Source organism: Xenorhabdus sp. PB62.4 (assembly GCF_014467285.1).
Taxonomy (GTDB): Bacteria; Pseudomonadota; Gammaproteobacteria; order Enterobacterales; family Enterobacteriaceae; genus Xenorhabdus.
In genome coordinates this window covers 69,557-85,475 of sequence record NZ_NKHR01000009.1, presented here as the reverse complement: position 1 = coordinate 85,475, position 15,919 = coordinate 69,557, and the positions used below count along the sequence as shown (strand labels likewise).

Sequence of the window (15,919 nt, the reverse complement as noted above, 5' to 3'; positions counted from 1 at the left end):
GTTTTGTATCACTTGATTCACGGTGGCAAAAGGTTATTCATGTGGACGCTTGTCGATCACCCGTACTGCTTTTCCTTCTGAGCGTGGGATGACGCCACAATTAACGATGCTGACATCGGTGTTCAGCCCTACCATTGATTTAATGTGATGGCGAAGTTGGTTGCAGAGCGTACAACATTGTTCATGGTTTAACAGATCAGGCTCTTTCAGTTCGACTTTGACTGACAGACAGTCATGGTTACCTCTGCGGTTGACTTCTAATTGGTAGTGCGGCGACAGTTCTTTAAAGCGGATAATCTGTTCTTCTATCTGTGAGGGAAAGACGTTAATTCCGCGGATAATCAGCATGTCATCGGAACGTCCGGTGATCCTGTCCATGCGGCGCATATTGCGTGCCGTGCCGGGTAATAAGCGTGTCAGATCGCGTGTGCGGTAACGGATAACCGGCATGGCTTCTCTGGTCAGGGTGGTGAGAATCAACTCGCCTGTTTCACCCTCTGGCAGGATATTCAAATCCTCCGGATCGATCACTTCTGGATAGAAATGATCTTCCCAAATCGTGGAGCCATCGGCGTATTCCAGTGATTCCATCGCAACGCCCGGCCCCATGACTTCGGACAGGCCGTAGATGTCCAATGCTTTAATGCCCATGCGCGTTTCAATTTCAGTGCGCAGGGCTGCCGTCCACGGTTCTGCGCCGAAGATACCGACACGTAAGGAGCATTTGCTGGCATCTCCATCCATTCTTTTTTCCAGCTCATCCAGCAACGTCAGGCAGTAGGATGGCGTCATCATGAGGATGTCAGGTTTGAAATCCAGAATCAGTTGTGCTTGTTTTTCGGTATTGCCGCCGGACATCGGGATCACGGTTGCCCCCAATCGTTCAGCGCCGTAGTGTGCCCCTAATCCTCCCGTGAACAAGCCGTATCCGTAAGCGACGTGAACTTTGTCTTTGGCGCTCGCTCCTGCAAAACGCAGGCTGCGGGCGATGAGGTTTGACCAATTATCGATATCCCGCTGGGTATAACCCACCACGGTCGGGCGGCCTGTCGTACCTGATGAGGCATGAATACGTACAATCTCCTCCATAGGGACGGCAAAGGCACCAAAAGGGTAATGTTCCCGCAGATCTTGTTTGGTGGTGTAGGGAAATTTGGCGATGTCATCAAGTTTTTTGAAATCACGCGGATGGACACCCGCGGTATCAAATTTGTGGCGATACATGGGAACGTTATTGTAGGCATGATTGAGCGTCCATTTTATCTGTTGAAATTGCCATGCCTGAATTTCATCTCGTGAAGCAAACTCCATCGGGTCCAAACCTTGCTCTTGAGACTTTTTTAGGTGTTGTTCGTTATTGCTCATCGTTGCCTGTCCTTTTGTTGGCTTGTTTGTAACAGGTTGTTTTTGTCGTTATGCGCAGGTATTGATTAAGTCAGATCGTCAGGAATTAAGAGCCTATTTCAGCCGGCTCTGAGTTGTTGCTATGAAATACGTTCAATAATCATGGCGATGCCTTGTCCTACGCCAATGCACATGGTGCACAGGGCATAACGACCAGCACGCCGTTCCAGTTCAAGGGTCGCTGTCAGAGCGAGGCGGGCACCGCTCATGCCCAGCGGATGACCAAGTGCAATCGCACCGCCATTCGGGTTTACGTGTTCGGCGTCATCCGGTAACCCCAGTTGGCGCATTACGGCCAGTGACTGTGCAGCAAAGGCTTCGTTCAGCTCAATCACCTCTATTTGATTCAAACTCAGGCCAGCAAGTGCCAGTACTTTGCGGGTGGCAGGCACTGGCCCGATCCCCATGATGCGCGGTTCAACGCCACAGGTTGCCGTTGCGACGATACGCGCCCGTGGTGTCAGCCCGTGGCGTAATGCGGCGGTTTCTGAGGCGATAATGAGGGCGGCTGCGCCATCATTGAGACCAGAAGCGTTACCCGCAGTGACTGTACCGCCGGTACGGAACGGGGCTTTGAGCCGTTGCAGTTGTTCTAATGTTGTCTCCGGTCGAGGGTGTTCATCTTGTGAGACAACCGTCGTGGTGCCTTTTTTGTAAATTGAGGGCAGTGTGACGGAGATGATTTCCTCAGCCAGAATACCGGCTTGTTGTGCTTTGGCTGCGCGCTGTTGGCTGCGCAGGGCGAAGGCATCTTGATCGTCACGGCTGATTTGACATTGGGCTGCGACGTTTTCTGCCGTTTCAGGCATGGAGTCGGTGCCAAGTTTTTGCTGCATCAGCGGATTGATAAAACGCCAGCCAAGGGTGGTATCAAAAATCTCAGCCTGACGGCTGAATGCGCTGTCTGCTTTGCCCATCACGAAAGGCGCCCGACTCATCGATTCTACGCCACCAGCCAGCATCAATTGGGCTTCATTGGCTTTGATACTGCGGGCAGCAAAAGCCAGCGCATCTAAGCCGGAGCCACACAGCCGATTGACTGTCGTGCCAGAGACGGAACTTGGCAAGCCTGCCAACAGTGCTGCCATACGTGCGACGTTGCGGTTATCTTCTCCTGCCTGATTGGCGCAGCCGAGGATCACATCATCAATTTGCTCCCGGTTCAGCGCAGGATAACGGGCCATCAATGCCTGTAGCGGCAGGGCCGCCAGATCATCCGCCCGCAGGCTGGATAGCGCACCGCCATAACGTCCGATGGGAGTACGGACACCATCACAGATAAACGCATAAGTCATGATTGTTCCCCCTGACGGTTTTTCTGAGTGTTGTTGTTAAGAGGATCGTTGTTAAGAGAATGGCCTGAAACATAACGACCGACGCGATGGGCGCGTCCGCGGAAAAGTGCCACGACGTTGCCTGCCTGATTGGTAATTTCCACATCATACAGGCCGGTCGTTTTACCTTGATGCTGCACGGAGGCGGTGGCCGTGAGTTGATCATCAACCAATACCGGACGGATAAAATCAATGCTGCCACTGGAGGCCACTGCTGCCAGCCCTTCACTGTTGCAGGCGTAGGCGAAAGCGGTATCTGCCAGACTGAACAGAATGCCTCCGTGACAACTTTGGTGGCCGTTGAGCATGCTAGGGATGATTTTCATGCTGAGCCGGGCGAACCCGACATCAATGTGCTCAATGTGCATTCCCATATTTTGGGCGCAGGCATCCTGAGCGTACATGGATTCAACGTGGTGGCGCGCCTGTTGGCTTGCGGCATTATTTTGCATGGACATCCCCTTTCTTGTGGTTTTCAGCTTCTTGGCGAGTGAGTTGGGTATGTCCCGCTGCTAACTGGCGCAGCAGGGGGGCAGGGCGGTAACGAGGCTCTCCATAGAATTTCTGTAAGTTTTCCAGCGTACTGAGAATATGTTTCCAGCCCAATTGCTCTCCCCATGCCAGTGGGCCAATCGGATAATTGACGCCATAGCGCATTGCCAGATCGATATCTTCGGCGCTGGCAATACCTTTGTTGATGGCATCCAGCGCTTCGTTGCACAGCATGGCGACGGTACGCATTGTCAGCAGGCCGGGATAATCCGGCAGGAGGATCACTTGCTTACCGATTGATTGCAGAAAGCCGATCACTTTTGCTGTTTGTTGGGGAGTATTCTGACAGGCGGTGCTGAGGGTAATGATGGAAGCCGATTGGTGATTAGCAGAAAGATCAAACTGCATCACCGGTACTCTGACTTCGTCAGCAATTTGCGAGCAGGTTCTCCCTTTGGTCAGCGCCAGGATAATGTCATCAACCTGTAACGTAGGAGAATGGAATCGGTCGTTTTTGCTTTCTTCGAAGAGGATTCCATATTGCTGTAGTTTAGGTTGTTGTAGCAGGGCAGCAAAATGGGGTAAAACAGCCCAGTTTCCTGTTGCTTTGAGCCGCACTGGCGGTTTTTGTTTACTGGGTTGTTTCGGCTCTATTTTGGGCAGTGGCTGACTCTCTTTTTTTCCGTTATTTCCTTTCACCTCATAAGAATAAAAACCGCGACCGCGCTTACGCCCCAGATGATCGGCATCCACCAGCTCTTTTTGTTGTAGCGAAGGTTGGAACCGGGAGTCACCGTGGAAAGCGTGGAACAGGGATTCAGTCACGGCGTAATTAATGTCATGACCAATCAAATCCATCAGTTGTAGCGGCCCCATCGCGAAACCACCTGATTCTTTAATCACTGCATCCAGTGTGGCGGGAGCCGCAACCTGTTCTTCCAGTGCGCGCAGGGCTTCTGCATAGAAAGGGCGTGCGATGCGATTGACAATAAAACCCGGCGTAGAACGGCAGATTACAGGCTGCTTTTTCCAATGGATGACGAGATCCTTGAGGGTTGCCACAGTTTGAGGGGAAGTTTCCAGACCCTGTACGATTTCCACCAGCTTCATCAAGGGGGCAGGATTGAAAAAATGTAGTCCTGCCATACGCTGTGGCGCAGACAGAACACGGGCAATGGCGGTAATCGGCAATGACGAGGTGTTACTGGCAAATAGGGTTTGTGCTGAACAGATAGCTTCCAGTTGTTGGAATAAATGCTGTTTGGCTTCCAATTGCTCGACAATGGCTTCAATCACCAGCGTACAGGGCGCCAGTGCTTGTAACGAATTCACTTGAGTGATGCGTTGTAACAAGGTTTCTGTTGTGCCAGCCTCTGCTTTGCCGGCTTCCACGCGTTGATGCAGGTGAGCGCGGAGGTTATCCAGTGCATGACCTGCCGCTTCACTATTTGCATCAAACAGCAGGACGGCATGTCCTGCCTGAGCTGCGACCTGAGCAATGCCGATGCCCATGGTTCCCGCCCCAATGACGGCGATGGGGCCGTTAAGTAGAGGCGTGGTCATGATTATTTCCCCTTGAATACCGGTTGGCGTTTTTCAATGAACGCACTGACGCCTTCACGAAAGTCTTCGCTGTGCCCGCATTGACGTTGTAAATCGCGTTCGAGGTCAAGGTGCTGTTCCAGTGTATTGCCGGCTGCGGCATAGGTGGCTTGTTTGATGCAGCCAAGCGCGACGGTGGGTTGGGTTGCCAGATGTTCAGCCATCGCCTGCGTTTTCTGGGCCAACTCTTCTGGTTCGACGACTTGCCAGATCATGCCCCATGCCAGAGCTTGTTCAGCGCTGATCTTCTCTCCCAATAATGCCATTCCCATTGCACGGGCCTGCCCAATCTTATGGGGCAGGAACCAACTGCCACCAGAATCCGGTGTCAGGCCAATGCGGCAGAAAGCCTGAATGAAGCTGGCTGTGCGGGAAGCGATCACAATGTCACAAGCTAATGCAAGGGAAACACCCGCCCCGGCTGCTACTCCATTGACGGCCGCGATAATGGGTTTGGGCAACGCCGTCATACGCCGGATCAGTGGATTGTAGTAACGCTCAACAGACCGACCCAGATCGGGCGTGCCGCCGTCAGAGATAATCGAGTTCCGATCATTTAAATCTTGCCCGGAACAGAAGCCGCGTCCGGCTCCGGTGAGCAGAACACAGCGTATGGATTCATCCTGTTCAGCGATATCCATCGCTTTGCTTAATTGCTGATGAAGTTCCTCGTTAAAGCTATTGAGGCATTCTGGACGGTTGAGTGTAATGCTAAGGACACCAGCTTTAATATCAGTGAGTACCATTGATATGTTTTCCATCGATCAGAACCCTTTGAATGTTGGTTTACGTTTTTCCAGAAAGGCGGCGATGCCTTCCTGACGATCGGTTGTACCTGCCAGAGCGACAAACTGCTGGCGCTCTGAAATCAGCCCTTGTGACAGGCTTGTTTCTTGTGCGGTTTTGAGAGCGGCTTTGGCGGCCCGCAATGCCAGCGGCGAAAACTCACTGATGCGTTGTGCAATTTGCTCTGCACGTTCCAGCGTCGTAAGGTCAGGACAAACTTCGCCGACCAGACCCGACTCCCGTGCGCGGTAGGCATCGATAGATTCACCCGTTAATATCATCTGGTAAGCCAGTGCCTTGCCAACGCTGCGGATGAGCCGCTGCGTCCCCCCTGCTCCCGGCATCAGCCCCAAGGTGATTTCTGGCAGACCGAAGCGCGCATTTTCTCCACAAATCACCAAATCACAGGCCAATGCCAGTTCGCAGCCAGCGCCAAGGGCATAACCGTTTACGGCCGCAATCATCGGTTTGCTAATGCTGTTCAAGCGCTGCCAGAGCTGCGGGCGGTGATCTGTCATGGCTGAAGCAACGGTTTGTTGTTGCAGTTCTTTCAAATCGGCACCGGCCGCGAAACAGCGCGATGAACCTGTAATGACAATGGCTCCCGTTCCGCTATCTGAATCCGCCAGTTCTAATTGCTGCACGAGTTGTTCCAGACAGTCATTGCTCAGGGCATTACGCACTTCCGGCCGGTTGAGAGTCAGCGTGCGTACCCTTTGTTGTTGGTGACATAAAATCCATTCATGATTCATGATCGGTCGCTCCTCATTCCTGATTTTTTATGTATGCAGGCGTTCAGATGTCAAAATCGACAATCACGCCATCGCCTTTCGGCCATGACTGGCAACTTAAGATATAACCGGCCGCCAATTGATCCGGTTCGAGGCTGTAGTTTACTGCCATGTCTACTTCACCGGATTTAAGCCGACATTTGCAGGTGGCGCACACGCCCCCTTTGCAGGCATAGGGTAAATCAGCGCCCTGACGAAGGGCAGCATCAAGAATACTGTCATCCTCTGCGTTTATTGTTATGTTAAGAGTGCGGCCATCCAGATGAATTTCGACATGGGTTTCGCTGCGCTCAGCAAGATTGGCGGGACGCGAACCCATCGCCGCTTTTTGCATTTGCCCGGTATTGAAACGTTCACTATGGATACATTGGGCGGGAATGCCTGCCTGTTCTAATGCTGAGTGGGCATCATCCAGCATCGCTTCTGGCCCGCAGAGAAAAGCCTGATCAAACTGGGCGAAGTTGAGCAAGGTTTTACCGATGCGCTGTAAGTGATCGGTGTCAATGCGCCCGTTAAACAGCGGGCTGTCGGTGGCTTCCTGACTGAACAGATACAGCACCTGGAAACGATCCAGATAGCGATTTTTAATATCAGCCAACGCCTCTTTGAACATCACTGAACGGCTGGTTCGGTTGCCATAAATCAGCGTAAAGGTGCTGTCCGATTCCTGTGCCAACGTACTTTTGATAATTGATAAAATGGGCGTGATACCTGAACCGGCAGCAATCGCCAGATAATGCCCTTGCTGGTTTGTATCGGGACAATGCCCGAAGGTGCCTTGTGGCAGCATAACCTCCAGCTCATCCCCGACTTTTAATTGTTGATTGATGAAAGTCGAAAAACGCCCCTGATAAACGGCCTTGACGCCGATTTGTAAAACATCATCCAGTGGTGAACTACAGATGGAGTAACAACGACGCAGCTCTTCACCGTTTACCTGAGCCTTGAGTGTCAGATGTTGGCCGGGTTGATAGCAGAAACGGTCCTTTAGTTCATCGGGAACGTGCAATGTGACGGTCACGGCATCCGGTGTTTCCCGTTCAATGGCAGCGATGCTTAAGCGGTGAAAGCTATATGATCGTAAGGAATGTGACCGTGCTGAGTGAAAAGTCGCCATCTTCTGCTCCCTTATTGAATTTAGATACACTTGAAATAATCAAACGGCTCCAGACACTGCTGACAGCGATAAAGCGCTTTGCAGGCGGTAGAGCCAAATTCACTGATTTTTTCTGTTGTATGGCTACCGCAGCGCGGGCAGATGATCGGTTCCACATCTGCCGATTTTTCACAGGCCAATCCTTGGGGCGGGGCAATGCCGAATTCACGTAAACGCTGTTTGGCATCTGCATTCATCCAGTCGGTTGTCCATGCGGGAGCCAGGCTCACTTCAATATCCACTGGCGCAAAGCCTGCTTGTGTCAGTGTTTCCTGAATGGCATTGAGCAAGTACTCCGTCGCGGGGCAACCGGAATACGTTGGGGTGAATGTCACTCGCCAGCCGTTTTGCATGTCTTGCATAGGCGTGACTGCCCGAATCATGCCAAGATCCGTAATGGAGAGCACGGGGAGTTCTGGATCGGCAATTTGGTGCAGACATTGCCAGATTTGATGGATTTCCGGCGGCTGTACGCTTGCACGAAAGAGTGTGTCGTATTGCTGTTCCATCATTTCCTCCCATGACTAGCCGTTTTTTGTTACCAGATGCAGTTGGGGTAAGTACGTTGCAGATATTGCATTTCTGCCAGCATGTACCCCAAATTTTCCGTATGCAGCCCTTGTTTCCCGCCTTGTCGGTAAGGCTGTTCTGGCGGTATGTCTAATGTCGCTTCCGCGAATGTTTCTTTGACGATTTGCAGCCACGGCTCACGCAGTGTGCGGGGATCAACGGCAATGCCGTTCAACACCAGCCGCTGCTCTGTTTCGTCGCAATAGAATAGTTCACCGGTAAAGCGCCATAGTTGATTGATGGATTGCTGAATTTTTCTGTGGCTCAGCTCTGTGCTATCCCCCAGGCGAATCATCCAGCCCCGGCTGAATCGCAAGTGATATTCCACTTCCTTCAACGACTTGGTACTGATGGCGGCCAATTGGGGATCACGGCTTTGGCTCAGTGCCTGATGCAGGAGAACGTGATAGGCATCGATGAAAAATTGGCGCACCAATGTGTCATTAAAGCCGCCGTTTGGCTGTTCCACCAACAGTAGATTAAGGAACTCGCGCTCATCACGACCAAACGCCAGATGGTCTTCATCAAGCCCCGTTCCTGAAAGGGTGGCTGCATAGCTGAGGAAATGGCGTGATTGCCCAAGCAGGTCAAGGCCGATATTCGCCAGAGCGAGGTCAATTTCCAGTTCTGGCGCATGTCCGCACCATTCGCACAGGCGCTGTGCCAGAATCAGCGGCGTATCTCCCTGGCGCAGCACATAATGAAACAGATCATGTTGGGGTGATGAAACGTTATGTGTATTCATATTTCCGTTCCCTACATATTCTTGATGCCATCAGGAATGGTGTAGAAAGTCGGATGACGGTAAATCTTGTCTTCCGAGGGGGAGAAAAACGCCCCGCGCTCTTCCGGTTGTGAGGCCACCAGATGGATGGATTTCACGACCCAGATGGAGCAGCCTTCATTGCGGCGCGTGTAGGCATCACGTGCGTTTTCCAGTGCCATTTGATCATCTGCCGCATGGAGGCTGCCAACATGGCGGTGAGCCAATCCCTGTTTACTGCGGACAAAGACCTCATACAGTGGCCACTCGTTATTGTTCATTAGATTCACTCCCTTCGGTTCTGTTCAGATGACGCGGATTAGGCAGCACTTTTTTTGGCGGCTGTTTTCTTGGCATGAACACATGCTGCCTCACGTACCCAACTTCCGTTTTCCCAAGCCCGGCGTTTGGCCTCCAGACGCTCGTGATTGCAGATGCCTTGTCCTTTCAGCACTTGATAGAATTCATCCCAGTTGATTTCGCCAAAACGGTAATGTCCGGTTGCTTCATCCCAGATCAATTCGGGATCGGGAGCTGTCATGCCCAGTGCTTCTAACTGGGGAACGGTGTTGTCGATGAATTTTTGCCGTAGTTCATCATTGCTGAATCGCTTGATTTTCCACGCCATGCTCTGGGTGCTATTGGGAGAATCACTGTCGTTCGGGCCAAACATCATTAATGTCGGCCACCAGAAACGGTTAATGGCATCTTGTAACATTGCGCGTTGGGCTTCGTTGCCATTTGCCAGCGCCATGACGGCTTCATAACCTTGCCGCTGGTGGAAACTTTCTTCCTTGCAGATCTTCACCATCGCGCGGGCATAGGGACCGTAAGAGGCCCGGCACAAGGCGACCTGATTAACAATTGCTGCACCATCCACCAGCCAGCCAATCACGCCAATATCTGCCCAGCTCAGGGTGGGATAGTTAAAGATGGAAGAGTACTTCATCTTGCCATCCAGCAGTTTCTGGTAGAGATCCTGACGGGAACAACCCAGTGTTTCAGCCGCGCTATAGAGATAAAGCCCATGTCCTGCCTCATCCTGTACTTTAGCTAGCAGGATGGCTTTGCGGCGTAATGTCGGGGCGCGGGTGATCCAATTGGCTTCCGGTAACATACCGACCACTTCCGAGTGTGCGTGTTGACCAATCTGGCGTATCAGATTCTGGCGATAGGCTTCAGGCATCCAATCTTTGGCCTCAATGGAGAGATCCGCGGCGATCTTGGCGTCAAAGTGCGCCTGAAGTGGGTCAGTTGTCATTTTTGGACTCCATTATGATTCTTATTTTTTTATATTGAGCATAAAAACGAATCATTTTTAAGTAACCATAAATCTACAAACCGATAACAAAAATATCAAATGCTTGAGTTGTATATTTGTCGCACACATCACAATATGAATTTAAATCTATTATAAAACAAATAGTTAATTTTTAATGTTTGATGATGATAAGAATATTAACAAGTGACCGGACACAAATGTTTTTATTTTGTTAATTTTGCAGGTGGCCTTGTTAATGAAATATATGATACATAACTAGCATGCTGTTACTTAATGATTGATTCATTAATGAGATTGATGGAGAAAAAAATGCAACAATTGACGAGTTACATTTGTGGCGCTTGGGTTTATGGGCAGGGCAACACGAGAACCATTCATCATGCAATCAGCGGCGAAGCCTTGTATCAGGTATCTTCAGAGGGTTTGCCACTCGCAAAAAGTTTAGAGTATGCCCGTGAAAAAGGGGGAAAGGCGCTGGCTGCGATGACATTCCAGCAACGGGCGCAGATGATGAAAGCAGTTGCAAAGCATCTGCTTGCCAACAAAGAGGCACTGTATGCCATTTCTACGCAGACAGGGGCGACCCGTTCAGATAGCTGGGTTGATATTGAAGGCGGTGTGGCGACGCTTTTCTCTTATGCAGGATTGGCAGGACGTGAATTACCGGATGATACGCTGTGGCCGGAAGATGAGATGATACCGTTGTCTAAACAATCTCAGTTTGTGGCCCGCCACGTACTGACTTCCCGCCCCGGTGTAGCACTGCATATCAACGCGTTTAACTTTCCTTGTTGGGGTATGCTGGAAAAATTGGCCCCAACGTGGATGGCGGGAATGTCGGCAATTATCAAACCTGCTACGGCTTCTGCCCAATTAACACAGGCGATGGTGAAAATGATCACCGACAGTGGTCTGGTGCCGGAAGGCGCATTGCAGTTGATCTGCGGTGGCATTGGTGATCTGTTTGATCATCTCGATTATCAGGATGCCGTCACATTTACCGGCTCGGCACAAACAGGGCAGAAACTGCGTACCCATCCCCGGCTGATAGAAAAATCCATTCCCTTTACGATGGAAGCGGACTCTCTCAACTGCTGTATTCTGGGAGAAGATGTCACACCTGATATGCCGGAATTTGGCGTATTTATCAAGGAAGTTGTCCGTGAAATGACCGTCAAGGCGGGTCAGAAATGTACGGCAATTCGGCGTATTATTGTGCCTGTTGGTCAAATGGAAGACGTCAAACAAGCATTGCTCAAACGGTTGTCTGGTGTGACGGTCGGCGATCCCGCTTTGCCGGAAGTACGCATGGGAGCGTTGATTAATCTGGAGCAGCGTGATGAGGTACAGGCGAAAGTCAACGAATTGCACAATAGCGGGTGTGAGCTTTTGTGTGGGGGTTCACTGGATAAATTGGTACTGACGGGCAATAGCAACAGCAACGGGGCCTTCTATCCACCAACTTTGCTCTATTGCGCTGATCCAATGGCAAATCAGGTCGTACACAGTACGGAAGCCTTCGGGCCAGTTTCCACGTTGATGGCTTATAAGGATACCGAACAGGCGATCGAACTGGCGATGATGGGAGATGGCAGTTTGGTCGGTTCGTTGGTGACGGCAGATGAGCAGATTGCCGTACAGGTGATTCGTGCGACAGCGTGTGCTCATGGCCGTATGTTAGTGCTGGATGAAGCCGCTTCTGCGGAATCCACAGGACACGGTTCTCCACTACCCATGCTGGTACATGGCGGGCCGGGACGTGCAGGCGGCGGTGAGGAGCTGGGCGGGCTGCGTGCCGTAAAACATTACATGCAGCGCACGGCAATTCAGGCTAGCCCAAGTATGCTGGCTGCGATTGGTCGTGAATGGGTTCGTGGCGCAAAAGTGAAGGAAGAGCTGATACACCCATTCCGCAGGTATTTCGAACAGCTTGAAATTGGTGAAAGTTTACTGACCGCGCGCAGGACGGTGACGGAAGCGGATATCGTTAATTTTGCTTGCCTGAGCGGGGATCATTTTTATGCGCATATGGATAAAATTGGCGCGGCAGAATCCTTATTTGGTGAACGCGTGGCGCATGGCTATTTTGTCGTATCGGCTGCTGCGGGCTTGTTTGTTGACGCTGCTGTCGGGCCTGTACTTGCTAACTATGGTATGGAAAACCTGCGCTTCATTGAACCGGTTAAGATTGGCGATACCATTCAGGTACGTCTGACTTGCAAGAAAAAGATTAAAAAAGTCCAGAAAACGCCAGAAGATACACCACAAGGTGTTGTGATGTGGGATGTTCAGGTACTGAATCAGGAACAACAACCTGTAGCGCTTTATAGCATTCTGACGCTGGTGGAGCGGCAACAAGGCGATTTTGTGGCGTCAGCATAGAACGGTAAGGGAATCGGAGATTTATGAAGCCAAGGGAATGGCTGGCCCCCTAACAGATAGCGCCTCGCAGCGCTACGCTCGGCGCACCAAATAAAAATGGCGATTTAGGTCGCCACTCAAAAATAAAATCACGTAACGGAACCAATAAACGGCAGGGATATAATAACGGAAATATATTCCTTGTTCTTATATAATTCACCAAAATTTGGTTTAGCGGTGGTTAATGTTTGATTTTTTTTAAAACCATCGTATATATTGACGGTATTAATGTTTTTTTATACTTTGGTAGATTATATAAAACAAATAAAAGGATGATTTAAGTGGCTAATATTATTTACTTAACAATCAAAGGAAAGAAACAAGGTTTAATATCTGCAGGGTGTTCCACAGAGGATTCAATAGATAAAGCAACCCCATTATTGGGAGTGACCATTTCAGATAATGAAGAATTGGAATGTACATTTGATATATATAGAACAGATAGCAATGGTGGATTATCCCTTTACTTTACTATAAAAGTAACAAATGCAACGATAAGTAATATTAACGTCATTTGTCCTAATTCATTAACGCATAATGATGCTCAACCACAAGAAATTATATCTTTTAAATATAAAAGTATAACATGGCAACATCACTTAGCAGGAACTAGCGGGTACAGTATTTGGGATGAGAGGGTTTATTAATGAACTACTATCAAAATAGAGAATCTGATTATTATTTATCAATGGCATTGACAACCCAAAGAAGCCTCATCGAAGTGTCATTATCCGCATCAAGATTCCTTAAGAATTTCCATATAAGAAATAAATTTCTACACGAAATAAAGAATTACGCCGAACATCACATTAATAATTTAAAAAACACCTCATCTCTTGACATAAAAAAACAATCAATGCAGGAACTAAAGACAGAAAGAGATTATTTATTACGCCAAGAAAACTCATTAAAACATGCTACATATCAGCAACATGCGACTATAGAAATTAGAAAAAAACTTGATTTTTTTGATTATGTATTAAAAGGGGTTGGTATAATTGTAGGAGGAGCGCAAATTACCACAGGGGTATCTATCATAGGAGCGGGATATACTTCTGTATATGGTGCAACCATCGGCTACATAGCCGGCGCCGGGCTTATAGTGCATGGCGTAAGCAACATCCAAGAAAATTTTGGAGCTATCGTTGAAAATGATGCTAATTTCAAGGGTTATTTGCGTCTAGGATATGAAAATGCCGCTGAATACTACGGCTACAGTAAAAAAACAGGAAGCCTAGTTTATGCTGGAGTAGATTTAGCTCTTTCTGGTTACGGATTATTAAGAAGCACATTAAAACCAGAAGCAAGGAGGTTATTCCATTATATGAATAACGAGTATGTTTATAATTACGAGCTTATGAGTGGATATGCTCTAGGATTTGAAGTCTTGGCCGATGGGATTACTATAAAATCGGCCAATGATATATATAATGATCCGGACTACAATAAGAAAAAATAAACACATTTATCCTTTATGCTTCCTTAAAAACATAAAGGATTTATATTTTAACTTTATGGCTGAAAAATACAATGCCAAAAATATAGAAATAAAAAAAGTCAATATAAGACTAGTGTAATGGATATTGTCGGACAAAACAAAAACAAAAATAAAAAAAAGAAAAATAACCAAAAAACTTAACACTGATCCATAGAAACCTTTTTTTAGATATAAAATCTCTTGCAATATATCATAATCTGAACGCGCAGCAGCAGATTTTATCAAATTTATTTCCTTTAAAGTAAAACCATGTTCTATCATTAATCTCTCTATATTTTCTTTCATTTCCATTCACCCGTAAGATTTTATCTAAGTTCATTGTACCTATTAAATTATTTTTCACCTACTTTTTCCTTATTACCAATTTTGTCGTAATGGCACGCTATCAAAACACTCTGTATTTGCACTATGCTCAAGTTGGCAACAACAATCGCATTTAACAGCCTACCCCATTAGGTTTTAAGTAAACGGATCTTCATCTGCGTATTTTTTCTTTTTAAGATTAGACCAATCTCCTTCATCATTGACATTTTTAAAAACGCTATCGTTTTTAATTCTAGATTTAAGTTGGTATTTTTTGGGGAAATTTATCCCTAAGCCGGGATTAAGGTAATTATCAATAAACGTTGGGCCAGTCATTTTTACCGTATAATCAATTCGCCTCAATTCACGAGAAAATTTATCATTGGCATCATCAGGATCAAAGCCTGTTCTCCATACCGGATCTTGTATACCACACCTCGTATCCAGATTTATTTGATGAGTTTTGTTTAATTTTAGTGCCAAATCGACTCTCTTATCTACTTCATGGTATTTATTGAATCTTTTTATTTGACTAAATTCATCGGCTTTTGGGGATTCATACATTTGAATGGAAAGGTGATGTTTTTTTATCATAATAGCCATTTTTATTAATAGATTAAAAATCGCTTTTGATTGAGGAAGGGAGGCAATAATCGCATTTCCAAAGCGAGTATACGGAGTTGCAGACCAGCCTAACCCAGAATTATCGCCTAAACCTATACTTGACCGAAGCTGTAAATCGTCAAATTTGGCATTTTTTCTATCAAGCATATTTTTTAAATCTGAGTCATATAACTCGACATCCGCATCCAGATATATTCCTCCTTCCATATATAAAATGGTTAAGCGTGCAAGATCACTGGATGTTGCATAATTATGATAATTGCCCATTAAATTAAGATGATATATATGTTGTAAGTAATTGATTAAATCAACATAATCTCCATAACGCCTTGTGTTATCGGCATCTTTTTTTCTTTTGTTAAAATAACTTAAACAATTCAACATTGGATCTTGAATGGAATTCAGATAAAAAGCTTGTTGGCGTAGGAAACTGAAAGTAGTTTCAATATTTCTATAATTAAAATTAACGGGTATCTCTCCAAGATCAAAATCCGTATCCTGATATTTAAGTTTTATTTTTCTTAATGTGTTAATAACTAATGATTGAATATTTTTTTCTCCCCAGATGTTAACTTCAAAACCTGGGTTTTGATATTTAATGTTTAAAATCTTTCTCAAGTTTTCTTCTGGTATGTTATTCCCAGTCCAGAAATAATGGATTTTTTTGGGTATGTTCATCATTTATGCTCCTGCTTGAGATAAATAATCAAATACAGTATTAATGGTATATTAACGTATTGTTATTATATTTTTGTGATGCTTGTCACGGTAGAAATAATCAATATTGTTTAACAGTTCGATATTATGAAATGACATCTAAATTTTGACTGACTATTATTTGAAAAATAAGAACTGAATCGTGATTATGGCAGTAAAATAAATTGACCAAAGGT

Annotated in this window: 16 protein-coding genes; 3 read left to right on the top strand and 13 right to left on the bottom strand. The window is 47.2% G+C overall.

Going from position 1 to position 15,919, the window contains the following annotated elements:
- Positions 1–33 precede the first annotated feature (33 nt).
- The 11 genes from paaK to paaA form a co-directional block, all read right to left on the bottom strand.
- A complete protein-coding gene (gene paaK, locus Xenpb_RS10085; RefSeq protein ID WP_187654200.1) occupies positions 34–1,365 on the bottom strand; it encodes a phenylacetate--CoA ligase PaaK in 1,332 nt (443 codons plus the stop codon).
- Positions 1,366–1,484: 119 nt separating this feature from the next.
- Positions 1,485–2,699, bottom strand: a complete 1,215-nt coding sequence (pcaF, locus tag Xenpb_RS10080) for a 3-oxoadipyl-CoA thiolase (RefSeq protein ID WP_187654199.1) — start codon at positions 2,697–2,699, stop codon at positions 1,485–1,487.
- Positions 2,696–3,190, bottom strand: a complete 495-nt coding sequence (gene paaI / locus Xenpb_RS10075) for a hydroxyphenylacetyl-CoA thioesterase PaaI (RefSeq protein ID WP_187654198.1) — start codon at positions 3,188–3,190, stop codon at positions 2,696–2,698. Before paaI ends, pcaF begins: the two co-directional genes overlap by 4 nt.
- Positions 3,180–4,793: a 3-hydroxyacyl-CoA dehydrogenase gene (locus Xenpb_RS10070; RefSeq protein WP_187654197.1), complete on the bottom strand. Its 1,614-nt coding sequence runs from the start codon at positions 4,791–4,793 to the stop codon at positions 3,180–3,182. Before Xenpb_RS10070 ends, paaI begins: the two co-directional genes overlap by 11 nt.
- Positions 4,794–4,795: 2 nt before the next feature.
- Complete coding sequence (gene paaG, locus Xenpb_RS10065) at positions 4,796–5,593, bottom strand: 2-(1,2-epoxy-1,2-dihydrophenyl)acetyl-CoA isomerase PaaG (RefSeq protein WP_187654196.1); 798 nt, start codon at positions 5,591–5,593, stop codon at positions 4,796–4,798.
- A gap of 3 nt (positions 5,594–5,596) precedes the next feature.
- Positions 5,597–6,370 (bottom strand): 2,3-dehydroadipyl-CoA hydratase PaaF, encoded by a 774-nt coding sequence (paaF, locus tag Xenpb_RS10060; protein WP_187654195.1) that lies wholly within the window; start codon positions 6,368–6,370, stop codon positions 5,597–5,599.
- Between the two features lie 43 nt (positions 6,371–6,413).
- Positions 6,414–7,526: a 1,2-phenylacetyl-CoA epoxidase subunit PaaE gene (gene paaE, locus Xenpb_RS10055; protein ID WP_187654194.1), complete on the bottom strand. Its 1,113-nt coding sequence runs from the start codon at positions 7,524–7,526 to the stop codon at positions 6,414–6,416.
- Positions 7,527–7,546: 20 nt separating this feature from the next.
- Positions 7,547–8,074: a 1,2-phenylacetyl-CoA epoxidase subunit PaaD gene (gene paaD / locus Xenpb_RS10050; protein ID WP_187654263.1), complete on the bottom strand. Its 528-nt coding sequence runs from the start codon at positions 8,072–8,074 to the stop codon at positions 7,547–7,549.
- A gap of 29 nt (positions 8,075–8,103) precedes the next feature.
- Positions 8,104–8,880 carry a 1,2-phenylacetyl-CoA epoxidase subunit PaaC gene (paaC, locus tag Xenpb_RS10045; protein WP_187654193.1) on the bottom strand — a complete coding sequence of 259 codons (777 nt, stop codon included), beginning with the start codon at positions 8,878–8,880 and terminating at the stop codon, positions 8,104–8,106.
- Positions 8,881–8,891: 11 nt separating this feature from the next.
- The gene (gene paaB, locus Xenpb_RS10040; protein ID WP_187654192.1) at positions 8,892–9,179 is read right to left on the bottom strand and encodes a 1,2-phenylacetyl-CoA epoxidase subunit PaaB; all 288 of its coding nucleotides are present in this window, start codon (positions 9,177–9,179) and stop codon (positions 8,892–8,894) included.
- Positions 9,180–9,217: 38 nt separating this feature from the next.
- Positions 9,218–10,159 (bottom strand): 1,2-phenylacetyl-CoA epoxidase subunit PaaA, encoded by a 942-nt coding sequence (gene paaA, locus Xenpb_RS10035; protein ID WP_187654191.1) that lies wholly within the window; start codon positions 10,157–10,159, stop codon positions 9,218–9,220.
- 330 nt (positions 10,160–10,489) lie between these two features.
- On the opposite strand from paaA, the gene paaZ reads away from it, so the two are divergent.
- The 3 genes from paaZ to Xenpb_RS10020 all read left to right on the top strand — a co-directional run bounded on the left by paaZ (position 10,490) and on the right by Xenpb_RS10020 (position 14,060).
- On the top strand, positions 10,490–12,562 hold the full coding sequence (gene paaZ / locus Xenpb_RS10030) for a phenylacetic acid degradation bifunctional protein PaaZ (protein WP_187654190.1): 2,073 nt from the start codon (positions 10,490–10,492) through the stop codon (positions 12,560–12,562).
- 320 nt (positions 12,563–12,882) lie between these two features.
- A complete protein-coding gene (gene tssD / locus Xenpb_RS10025) occupies positions 12,883–13,248 on the top strand; it encodes a type VI secretion system tube protein TssD (RefSeq protein ID WP_187654189.1) in 366 nt (121 codons plus the stop codon).
- Entirely contained in the window at positions 13,248–14,060 is an 813-nt protein-coding gene (locus Xenpb_RS10020) for a DUF4225 domain-containing protein (RefSeq protein ID WP_187654188.1), read from the top strand. The genes tssD and Xenpb_RS10020 overlap by 1 nt, the downstream gene beginning before the upstream one ends.
- Positions 14,061–14,066: 6 nt before the next feature.
- Here Xenpb_RS10020 and Xenpb_RS10015 read toward each other — a convergent pair whose 3' ends face one another.
- Together Xenpb_RS10015 and Xenpb_RS10010 are read right to left on the bottom strand one after the other, a co-directional pair.
- Positions 14,067–14,384 (bottom strand): hypothetical protein, encoded by a 318-nt coding sequence (locus Xenpb_RS10015; RefSeq protein ID WP_187654187.1) that lies wholly within the window; start codon positions 14,382–14,384, stop codon positions 14,067–14,069.
- Between the two features lie 174 nt (positions 14,385–14,558).
- Positions 14,559–15,707 (bottom strand): glycosyltransferase, encoded by a 1,149-nt coding sequence (locus tag Xenpb_RS10010; RefSeq protein ID WP_187654186.1) that lies wholly within the window; start codon positions 15,705–15,707, stop codon positions 14,559–14,561.
- Between the last annotated feature and the right edge of the window lie 212 nt (positions 15,708–15,919).

Excerpts from the sequence above, each read along its gene's own strand:
- pcaF (WP_187654199.1), bottom strand. The coding sequence starts at position 2,699 with ATGACTTATGCGTTTATCTGTGATGGTGTCCGTACTCCCATCGGACGT.
- paaG (WP_187654196.1), bottom strand. The coding sequence starts at position 5,593 with ATGGAAAACATATCAATGGTACTCACTGATATTAAAGCTGGTGTCCTT.
- paaZ (WP_187654190.1), top strand. The coding sequence starts at position 10,490 with ATGCAACAATTGACGAGTTACATTTGTGGCGCTTGGGTTTATGGGCAG.
- paaE (WP_187654194.1), bottom strand. The coding sequence starts at position 7,526 with ATGGCGACTTTTCACTCAGCACGGTCACATTCCTTACGATCATATAGC.
- Xenpb_RS10010 (WP_187654186.1), bottom strand. The coding sequence starts at position 15,707 with ATGATGAACATACCCAAAAAAATCCATTATTTCTGGACTGGGAATAAC.
- paaF (WP_187654195.1), bottom strand. The coding sequence starts at position 6,370 with ATGAATCATGAATGGATTTTATGTCACCAACAACAAAGGGTACGCACG.
- Xenpb_RS10015 (WP_187654187.1), bottom strand. The coding sequence starts at position 14,384 with ATGAAAGAAAATATAGAGAGATTAATGATAGAACATGGTTTTACTTTA.
- paaI (WP_187654198.1), bottom strand. The coding sequence starts at position 3,190 with ATGCAAAATAATGCCGCAAGCCAACAGGCGCGCCACCACGTTGAATCC.
- paaD (WP_187654263.1), bottom strand. The coding sequence starts at position 8,074 with ATGGAACAGCAATACGACACACTCTTTCGTGCAAGCGTACAGCCGCCG.
- Xenpb_RS10070 (WP_187654197.1), bottom strand. The coding sequence starts at position 4,793 with ATGACCACGCCTCTACTTAACGGCCCCATCGCCGTCATTGGGGCGGGA.
- paaA (WP_187654191.1), bottom strand. The coding sequence starts at position 10,159 with ATGACAACTGACCCACTTCAGGCGCACTTTGACGCCAAGATCGCCGCG.
- paaB (WP_187654192.1), bottom strand. The coding sequence starts at position 9,179 with ATGAACAATAACGAGTGGCCACTGTATGAGGTCTTTGTCCGCAGTAAA.
- paaC (WP_187654193.1), bottom strand. The coding sequence starts at position 8,880 with ATGAATACACATAACGTTTCATCACCCCAACATGATCTGTTTCATTAT.
- paaK (WP_187654200.1), bottom strand. The coding sequence starts at position 1,365 with ATGAGCAATAACGAACAACACCTAAAAAAGTCTCAAGAGCAAGGTTTG.
- Xenpb_RS10020 (WP_187654188.1), top strand. The coding sequence starts at position 13,248 with ATGAACTACTATCAAAATAGAGAATCTGATTATTATTTATCAATGGCA.